Origin of the sequence: Streptococcus intestinihominis (assembly GCF_046824975.1) — a bacterium.
In the GTDB taxonomy this organism is placed as follows: domain Bacteria; phylum Bacillota; class Bacilli; order Lactobacillales; family Streptococcaceae; genus Streptococcus.
In genome coordinates this window covers 44,715-54,634 of record NZ_JBKQBL010000007.1, presented here as the reverse complement: position 1 = coordinate 54,634, position 9,920 = coordinate 44,715, and the positions used below count along the sequence as shown (strand labels likewise).

General features: G+C 42.9%; 9 protein-coding genes. All 9 read right to left on the bottom strand.

The features are described 5' to 3' along the window. Window positions 1-226, bottom strand: a 226-nt coding sequence (locus ACLOR3_RS09755) for an ATP-binding cassette domain-containing protein (protein WP_412037187.1), incomplete at its 3' end; no start/stop codon positions are given. Further along, window positions 223-1,029 (bottom strand): amino acid ABC transporter permease, encoded by an 807-nt coding sequence (locus ACLOR3_RS09750; RefSeq protein WP_120701202.1) that lies wholly within the window; start codon window positions 1,027-1,029, stop codon window positions 223-225. The genes ACLOR3_RS09750 and ACLOR3_RS09755, both read right to left, overlap by 4 nt. A 224-nt stretch (window positions 1,030-1,253) precedes the next feature. Further along, window positions 1,254-2,597, bottom strand: a complete 1,344-nt coding sequence (locus ACLOR3_RS09745) for a DEAD/DEAH box helicase (protein ID WP_195214374.1) — start codon at window positions 2,595-2,597, stop codon at window positions 1,254-1,256. A 127-nt stretch (window positions 2,598-2,724) separates the two neighbouring features. Beyond that, window positions 2,725-3,726 (bottom strand): phospho-N-acetylmuramoyl-pentapeptide-transferase, encoded by a 1,002-nt coding sequence (gene mraY / locus ACLOR3_RS09740; protein WP_223355638.1) that lies wholly within the window; start codon window positions 3,724-3,726, stop codon window positions 2,725-2,727. A gap of 1 nt (window position 3,727) precedes the next feature. Further along, window positions 3,728-6,013 (bottom strand): penicillin-binding protein PBP2X, encoded by a 2,286-nt coding sequence (pbp2x, locus tag ACLOR3_RS09735; RefSeq protein WP_411400992.1) that lies wholly within the window; start codon window positions 6,011-6,013, stop codon window positions 3,728-3,730. Continuing rightward, window positions 6,006-6,341 carry a cell division protein FtsL gene (gene ftsL, locus ACLOR3_RS09730; protein WP_006596866.1) on the bottom strand — a complete coding sequence of 112 codons (336 nt, stop codon included), beginning with the start codon at window positions 6,339-6,341 and terminating at the stop codon, window positions 6,006-6,008. The genes pbp2x and ftsL overlap by 8 nt, the downstream gene beginning before the upstream one ends. Window positions 6,342-6,353: 12 nt before the next feature. Beyond that, window positions 6,354-7,304, bottom strand: a complete 951-nt coding sequence (gene rsmH, locus ACLOR3_RS09725; protein WP_006596867.1) for a 16S rRNA (cytosine(1402)-N(4))-methyltransferase RsmH — start codon at window positions 7,302-7,304, stop codon at window positions 6,354-6,356. A 395-nt stretch (window positions 7,305-7,699) separates the two neighbouring features. After that, on the bottom strand, window positions 7,700-7,957 hold the full coding sequence (locus tag ACLOR3_RS09720; RefSeq protein ID WP_023920274.1) for a DUF896 family protein: 258 nt from the start codon (window positions 7,955-7,957) through the stop codon (window positions 7,700-7,702). Between the two features lie 33 nt (window positions 7,958-7,990). Next, window positions 7,991-9,920: glycine--tRNA ligase subunit beta (glyS, locus tag ACLOR3_RS09715; protein WP_412037186.1), on the bottom strand; the 1,930-nt coding region annotated here is incomplete at its 5' end.

Genomic DNA, 9,920 nt, shown 5'->3' with positions numbered 1-9,920 from the left:
GGATCTCGTCCTTGCTGATAGTTTCAAAGTCCACCTTCTCCCCATTGATATCAATACTGCCACTATCTGGGGCTTCCAAATAGTTCAAGCTTCTCAAGAAGGTTGATTTCCCAGCTCCAGAAGAACCGATCAAGGCAACAACTTCCCCTTTTTGAATTTCTAAATCAAGATGGTCTAGGACTACTTGACCGGAAAAAGATTTTGATAATTGTGAAATCCGAATCATGCTGCTCGTTCCTCCTCTTGCAAGGTTTGGGTAACAACTTTTGGATCTTTGATAGCGAGTACCTGTTCGATCCAACGTCCCAATTGTTCAATCAAAATATTAATGGCCCAGTAGATCAATGAAACAGAGATAAAGCGCTCAAAGTAGCGGCTGTCATTCCCCGACATAATCTTGGCTTGGGCAAAGATTTCCAAAACACCTGCATAAAAGGCCAGAGAAGTCCCCTTGGTCAAACCAATCAAAGAGTTGATCAAGGTCGGAGTCGCAACCACTGCTGCATTTGGAATAATAATCCGACGATAAACTTGGGCATTGGTCATACCGAGACTCTTCGCTGCTTCGATTTCACCCGCATCAACAGATAAAATCGCTGCCCGAATGGTCTCACTGGCATAGGCTGCCTCATTGAAGGCAAAGGCCACAATGACAAATAAATGGGCTGGTACATCGTTGATATTAAAGGCTGTCCCATATTGTTGGTTAATGGCCTTCAATAGGAGCGGGATTCCATAATAGGTCAGCATCAACTGAACCAAAATTGGTGTCCCTCTTAAAAAACTCACAAACAAGGCTTGGATCGGGTAAAGGATTTTTACCCGATTAATTTTGACAATGGCAAACAATAGCGCTAGCAATAAACCAAAAAAGGCTCCTGCCAAGGTTAATAAAATCGTATTTGGAAGCTCTTTTAAAATTCCTGGAATAGCTTCAAAAACGACGCGTAGGTTAAAGATTTCTCCTTCTGGTATCCATTTTAAAAACTCTTCGTACCAGCCAGATGCCAGATAAGTAGTTGTAAACATCTTCGTTACTTCCTCCCTCGATAATGAATCATTCTATCATATTTACAGTTAAAATGCTGAGTTTTGCTACTGATCGTTCGTAAATCATGCTTCAGGTCTGATGTGATCTCAAGCAAGCGTCTCCCCTAAGAGCAAAAAAATAGACTATCTATAGATAGTCTATCACAAAATAAATCAGCGACCAAATAGTTAATTTTTATGGAAATCTTTAAATTTCTTTATCACTAAAAGGTTTGGCGTTTCGCCTTTCTTTCTGCTCGACCGCGAGCACGATTCTCAGCTCGCTTGGCTTTGCGACGTTTCTCGTCCACAGCCCATTTGATTTTTTTCTTGTAGCCTGGTTTGATTTTTTTCTTTTTCTTCTTGACCAAGCCGATCATCTCAATGTCAAGTCTTTCTTGGCGTTTTTCACGATTAGCCCGACGATCCCGGTCATAGGTATCTTCGATAGCTCCAGCCTTCAAGACCTTAGGGACAAACTGGATGCCCAATTTTTCAAGCTCCCGAATGTCTGAGTCATCACTCGGTTGATAGAGGGTGATGGCTGTGCCAGGAAGACCATTCCGACCAGTCCGGCCAACGCGGTGGACAAAGAAGGATAAGTCTTGTGGAATAGCATCGTTGATAACATGACTGACCCCTTCAATATCAATCCCACGCGCTGCCAAGTCAGTCGCCACGATATATTCAAAATCCAGGTTTTTGACTTGGTTCATGATGCGCTTACGCTCCCGTGGAGGAACCCCCCCATGGATTTTAGCGACTTTGAGCCCCTTTTCTACTAAAAAAGCATGCAAATCGTCCGCTCTGTCCTTGGTATTCACAAAGATCATAGCCAGATAAGGTTGAAGAGCCTGCGTTAGTTGATAAATCTGCTCGTTTTTGTCGCGCCCCTTTGTCGATACCAACCAGTTATCAATGGTGTCCGAGATCACCGTTTTGGTTTTGATCTGCTCCATGACAGGGTTAGACAAATATTTCTTCAAGAAGGGTTGTAACTTTTGCGGAATCGTAGCAGAGAAGACCAAAAACTGAAGCTTCTTTGGAAGACTGGATGCAATCTTGTCTACCGTCGTCAAAAAGCCCATATCGAGAGTCATATCCGCCTCATCAACCACAAAAGTGTGAGCCTTATGAATAGCCAAGTCTCCAGAAGCGACCAAATCATAGATCCGTCCAGGTGTCCCAATGACAATATGGGGTTGGGCTATTTGGAGCTTATCGATTTGACGAGCCTTATCAGTTCCCCCAACGTAGTTGGCAATCCGAATTTCTTTTTCACAATGGCTAGCAATCTGACGAGCCGCTTGGTAAATCTGTGTTGCCAATTCCCGACTAGGCGCTGTAATGACCACTTCGACATTGCTACTATCCTCATTTAAGGTTTGAAAAATTGGTAAGAGGAAAGTATGGGTCTTCCCTGATCCTGTTTTAGATTCACCGACCAAATCACGGCCTGCTAAAACAATCGGGATCAGCTTTTCTTGAACTTCTGTTGCTTCGATAAAATTAATTTCTTTTAAGGCCTCTTGGATATAGTCCTTAAACTTAAAATCTGTAAATTTCATTCTCTTATCCTTTCATCATCTCTACTATTATATCAGAAAACTCCTCTTCCCGCTCTTCTTTTGGACAGCAATTCCTAGCCCGCGAAAAAGGCTGAGATAGCAATCCCAACCTTTTATGATTCATGACTTATGAATTGGTCAAATAGTAAATCAAGAGAGTCAAGGCGCTCATTCCTGCACCAACACTCCAGAGAAAGGCATCAACCTTCCACTCAGACCATTTAGGTCCATTACCAGACAGACCACCTAATTCTAAATGGTGATGGAAAGGCGTCATGCGGAAGATCCGGCGTCCTTCCCCTGTCCGTTTCTTGGTCCATTTGAAATAGGACACTTGGAGCATGACAGAGCTAGTCTCAAAGACGTAGACAATCCCAATCAAGAGCAAGGTCCACTCTACGTGGAGAGCCATGGATAGAGTCGCAAGCATCCCACCTAGTGCTAGGCTTCCAACATCTCCCATGAAAATCTTGGCCGGCTTGTGGTTGTAGACGAAGAAACCTAATAGAGCTCCAATCATACTGATCGTCACAAAAAGGATATCGATTCGTCTTTGCCAAACAGCGATGATGGAATAAGCGATCAAGCTGATGGTTACCGAAATACTTGCCAAGCCATCAATCCCGTCCGTTAAATTGACTGCGTTTGAAAAACCAACCAACCAGAACAAGGCAAAGATAATATAGAAATGTCCCAAATAGACATCCCAACCAAAGACATTGAGAAGACTACCAGCTCCATGACGTTCAGAGAAGAGATAGAAAATGATCCCTCCCACCAATTGCAGGGCTAATTTTTGCTTGGGATTTAATCCTTCATTGATCTTACGAAAGACCTTCAAGAAGTCATCCAAGAAACCGACGATTCCATACAAGACCAAAATAAAGAGGATCAATTGAACAGGACGCGTAAAGTTCCCAGTTAGGAAGCTAAAGACAAGGGTGACAAAGACTGAAGTGATCAAGAAAACTACTCCCCCCATAGTAGGAGTGCCTGCTTTGGCTTTGTGTTGCTTCACATCTTCGTGCATTTGTTGCCCCGAAATATGGGCCCGTTGATAGAAACGGATAAAGGCTGGAATGCCAATAACTGTCAGTATAAAGGATACTACTAGGGTAGCAAGTAACATATCAATCTCCTAATGTAATTGTTATTTTCTTCGTCTTCTTTAAAGCAGTTTCTACTTTGACGTTTTGTTTGCTCACACGAGAACCTTCCCCTTTATAGGTGATCTCAATGCCCGTCCATTCCGCAAATTTATCAACATTTTCCTTGGTCCAGCCATACATATCCGGAACTGAATCCAAGTCATCTGTTAATAATAACACTTGCTCATTTGCTTTTAATTTCGTTCCTGCTGATACAGACATCTTTTTAATATTCTTTCCAGTTCCTAGGACGACCGGCTGGATCAGATTGCGACGCAGTTCATCTGCGAAGCCACCTGGGCTGATGGTCTGCTTCAAGTTCAATTCTTTCGACAAGGATTCTGCCGATGGCATCTTATAGGTGTCCTCTTTCGTGACCCCATCCAAGGCTTTGGTTTCAGTTACTAGATTCAACTCATCCTTCAAAGCAACCGCATCTTCCAAGACTGGATTGACCAGTTCTTGCCAGCTCTTTGGACTAAAGCTGACTTCAGGCTGTTGAACTGTCACATACATAATAAAATCTGGGTCTTCAGCAGGTGTCATGACAACAATCGAGTAGATATTATCATTTTCACCTTCCAAGTAGCCATTAGCTGTCGCAATTTGGGCTGTCCCTGATTTAACAGCAACATTTTGTCCAGCTACTTGGATAATGGGACCATCCGATGAATAGAGGGTACCAAATTGAGGATCAGTCCCTACCGTAATCATGTAATTACGGGTCTGTTGGGCAGCTGAAGCGGATACTGGATTGCCGACAATCTCTCTTTGTGATTTACGGGCAGTTTCATGCTTGCCGTCGTAGATCGCACTGATAAATTTAGGCTCCAACATTTCCCCATCATTTGCAATGGCAGAAAATGCACGTAACATCTGCGTTTGGTTCACCGAAATCCCTTGACCGAAGGAAGACATGGCTTGAGTGACATAGTTATCACCTGGTAGGCCTCCAAAACTTTCGTCCCCCATTCCAAAACGTGTAGGAAGTCCGAACTTAAAGAGTGTGAGGTAATTCATCCAGACATTATTGCCCATCTTCTGTTCAAGCTTGGTCATCCCAATGTTACTTGAATAGGCAAAACCTTGGGCAATATTCATATAGCGACCTTCTGACAAGCCCATATTGATATCCCAGTCTTTGATGATCGCATCTTTCACCTGTAACTCGTTATTGTAATATACCTCGTTATAGGCTGGGAAAGTCCCATGATCAATCGCCGCTGCCAAGGTCATGACCTTCATAGTCGAACCTGGTTCATATTGATCCTGGTAAAGAATCGTGTTCCAGGTTCTCAGATTCTTAATATCCAAGCCTTCTTTGGTATCTGCATTATAGGTTGGACGTTGCGTCGTTGCAAGGATTTCCCCCGTTTTGGCACTGATCAGGGTCGCACTGACATATTTACCTTTTACCTTTTCTTGGAATACATCCATTCGGGTTTCGAGATAGGTTTGAAGTTCCGCAGAAAGGGTTGTGTATACATCCTTCCCATCTTCTGTCTTCACGGCAACCTTATCTGATCCTGGCACAATATTTCCGTTGCGATCCTTTTCATAGGTCACCACTCCATCCTGACCACCCAGGATCCGATCCAAGGATTTTTCTATTCCCGTTGTTCCCTGCAGGGTTTTATTGCCTTCTTTATCTTCTATCAATTGAGCTTGACCGATAAATTGAGAGGCAAAGGTCCCATTTTTATAACTCCGGTTTGGACTCGTCGTAAAATCAACACCTTTAATGTTGGCAGCTTCTAGTTCACTCCGGATAGCATCCATATTGCTATAGCTGATATCATTCCCCGCTGCACCAAAAGAAACTTGGTTGAGCTTCTTCTGAGACAGTTGTTGGACGACATAGTCTTTTTCCATGCCCAAATAACGATTAAAAACGTCCGCTACTTGGTTGTATTGACTTTCTTCAACGTATAAAACTTCACCTTTTGCCGATTTATAGGTTTTGTCGATGATCGCATAAACATTATAAGTCGTCGCATCCTCAGCAATAACAGCTCCATTTCGGTCATAAATTGTTCCTCGTTTGGCTGGAACAATCTCTGTTTTCTGATGGACTTGATGGGATAACTCAGATAAATTTTTTCCGAATTTGCTATCTGTGCCTATGATAACTGCAAAATTAATGAGAAATATGAAGAAAACAAGAATGGAAAGCAAACTTAAATTCTTAGCTACTTGCCGACGATTTTGGTCTGGAAGTTTCCTTTTTTTAAGGGAATAACGAATGATTTTCTTTTTTAATTTACTCATCGCTACTTGAACTCACCACTTTTCGATTTTCTTTTTGGAGGGTCATCCCCTGAGAACTAGCTAACTTAGACAAGCGTTCATATCGAGTCAACTCATTGACTTCTTGCCGGATATCTTCTAGTTCAGTCTCTTTTGTTTTTAGTTCCGTATTGAGGTTTGTCAAATCACTTTGCACTTGTAGAATCCGCGTCTGCATAAAAATAATACTGACAGCGAGAATAATCCCTGTTAGGACAATCGAGCCATAAAAAGCTTTTTCTACTCTGGTAAAGCGACGAATACGATCTTGCAACTGACTGCCACGAGATCGTAATGGTTGATCTGCCATGTTTATTTCCTCTTACTTATGAATTTTTCGAGCAACCCGCAATTTTGCAGAATGAGCTCGGTTGTTCTTCTCTAACTCTTCTTGGCTTGGAAGAATCGGTTTTCGAGAGACTAATTCCATTTTTGGTTTTAAGTCCTCTGGGATGAAAGGCAAGCCCTTCGGTACTTCTACTGTAGAAGCTTCTTTAAACAATTGTTTGGTCAAACGATCTTCCAAGGAATGAAAGGTAATGACTGAAATACGACCACCAACTGCCAACAAATCCATGGCCTGCTGGATTGATTCATCCGCCGCTCCCAATTCATCGTTGACTTCAATTCGAATCGCCTGGAAAATTTGTTTGGCTGGATGCCCCTTTTTCTTTAGTTCCTTAGCCGGTTTTGCCGATTTGATGATTTCAGCCAATTCTGTCGTCGTTTCAATCGGTTTTACCGCACGCGCTTGTTCGATCTTTCTAGCAATTTGCTTGGAAAACTTATCTTCCCCATACTTGAAAAAGATTCGGACTAGATCGTGGTAATCATAGTTGTTGACCACGTCATAAGCCGTCAAAGAGGCTTCTTGATTCATCCGCATGTCCAAGGGAGCATCTTTTTTATAAGAAAAACCGCGAGACCGCTCATCTAACTGGGGACTAGAAACTCCTAAATCATAACAGATTCCATCAATCTCATTGACTCCCAATTCTTGGAGACGCGCTTGAAGATTCCGGAAATTGTCTTTGATGAAGGTTACCATGCCCTTTTCAACATAAGGAGCTAATCGTTTCTCCGCATTATCAATCGCATGCTGATCCTGGTCAAAAGCATATAAATGCCCTTTTTCACTTAATTGACTTAATAAATATTCGCTATGGCCAGCTCCACCTAGAGTGGCATCCACATAGATTCCATCTGGCTTTACATCCAGCATATCAATCGTTTCATGGAGCAAGACCGTTACATGATGAAATTCTTTACTCATATCCTATCTATTTTACCACAAATCTGACCAGGATGCACTTGAGATTCTCTTCTCTATCTGCTCATCATTTTCGGATAAAAAGTTCCCATTCTTCAAAAGCTCATCCTATCAACCAATAGACCGAGAGAAGCAAATTGTGATACAATAACTCTATGAAAGATAAGAAATACCTCCTCCTTGGCCTGCTAGTGGCCGATCTAATTGCAGTCTACTTTTTCCTACGCACCCCTGTCCCTTGGATTTTTTGGACAGCAGCCTTCGTTCTTGCCATCTCTATTTGGATATTTAAAAATCAATGGAAAAACTACAAAAATAGAGATAAGGATTCAGAGTAGCCCATATAGAACAAGAAAACTCGATCAGTTCAACTTCTGATCGAGTTTTCTATTATCTATTTATGAATTGGGATCATCCAAACTACGGCCGTGCAAACCTTTCTCTCGTTGTACTTGGCGTAGTTTCTCAGGTGTCACATCGTTACCTTCTTCGTCCACCACTTTAATTCCTTCGATATGGTGACGAACCGAACGACGATAACCTTCAATGTATTCTTCACGAAGTTTTGCTTGCTCCACTTCTTCTTCTGGAGTCAACCCTTCTGTTTTTTTCTTTTTAGCAAGCTCATTGATTCGAGCGATTTTTTCAGGTGTCATAATAAGACCTACTTTCTACCTTTTACCAGGTACTTATTTTGTGTTCAATTGGTTGAAGGCTGCAACAGCGTTAGCTTTCGCTACAAGACCTGCAAGAAGGGCCAAACGGTTGTTTTTAACAGCCTCATCTTCTGCCATCACCATAGTATTGTCAAAGAAGGCATCAATGACTGGGCTAAGAGCAAAGAGTTGAGTCAATTTGTCACTAGCTGCACCAGTCAATTCAAGCTCTTCAATTGCTTTAGCAAGAGCTTTTTCTTGATCATTTTCAAAGAGACTGGCATCGACCGCTACTGAAGCATCTGCTTTTTCTGCCAAGTTGAAAGCACGTGAGAGGGATTCAACAGCTGCCTTGTAACCATCGGTCTTCGTAGCTTCTGAGAGAGCGTCAGCTACTTCCAACATATCTGCCACGACAAAGTTTGAACCAGCAAGAACAGCGTCTTTGATATCTTTTGCTGTGCGTCCCATCATCTTGTCCACACGCGCCTTGATGAAGTTGAGCACTTCTGCTTGATTATCATAAGAAAGGCTATCAAATGAAAGAGCGTAAAGGCTGTCAATCAACTCATCCATAGGGATATGCCAGCCAAAGGCATCCAAGATACGGACAATCCCTTGTGTTGCACGACGAAGCGCATAAGGGTCATTGGAACCTGATGGAATCAAGCCTACTGAGAAGAAGGAAAGGAGGGTATCCAATTTATCTGCAAGGGCAAGGATGGCACCAACCTTAGTCTCTGGAAGGGCTCCGTCTGCTGAATCAGGAAGGTAGTGCTCACGGATAGCTGTCGCTACCGCAGCATCTTCACCAGCAAGGAGGGCGTATTTTTCACCCATGATTCCTTGCAATTCATCGAACTCTCCGACCATACCCGTCAAGAGGTCAAATTTGTAGATTTCAGCTGCACGAGCGACGGCTGCCGTTTCTTCAGCTGTCAAACCAGCTTGCTCAGCTAGTGACGCTGCAATGACACCAGCACGGGCCATGTGTTCAGACAGAGAACCAATTTTTTCATGGAAGGTCACGTTCGCCAATTTAGCAACGAGGTCTTCAATCTTAAGTTTTTGGTCTTCACGCCAGAAGAATTCACCATCTTCGAGACGTGCCACCAAGACTTTTTCATTTCCTCGAACGACATTTTCCAAGTGCTCAGCGTTACCATTACGGACGGAGATGAAGTTTGGTTTCAGCTGACCATCAAGGTCACGTACAACAAAGTAACGTTGGTGTGTTTCCATTGATGTCACCAAAACCTCTTCTGGAACGTCCAAATATTTAGTGTCAAAACTTCCCATAAAGGCAGTTGGGTATTCGACCAAGTTCAAGACTTCATTCAAAAGGCCTTCTTCGATTTGAACTTGAACACCTTGTTCTGCTTCGATAGCCTTGATTTGCTCACGAATCATGTTTTCACGTTCTTTGCTATCCGCAATCACGTAAACGGTACGAAGGTCTTCTTCATAAGAATCCGCATTGGCAATTTCCACTTCATGTCCAAGGAAACGGTGTCCACGACTCACACGTCCTGACTGGATATCCAAGAAATCAAGGTCAAGCGCTTCATCACCCAAAAGAACGATCAAGGTGTGAACTGGGCGAATGTATTCAAAGGTGTTGTTAGCCCAGTGCATGCTAACAGGGAAGGTCATTGAAGCAAGCACTTCTGGAAGGCCAGCCAAGACTTCTTTGGCAGGTTTTCCAGCTTCGTGCTTCGTAACATAAACGTACTCTTCCCCTTTGACTTCACGGAATTCGATATCGTCAACCGTCAAACCTTTCCCACGGACGAATCCTTGAGCCGCTTTTGAGAAGTTTCCATCTGCATCCAAGGCGATTTTCTTAGAAGGTCCTTTAAAATCTTCGGTCAAATCTGTTTGTTGATCCGCCAAACCAATCACACGGACAGCCAAACGGCGGGGCGTTGAGAAGGTTTGAATGCTTTCGTATGAAAGACGGTTG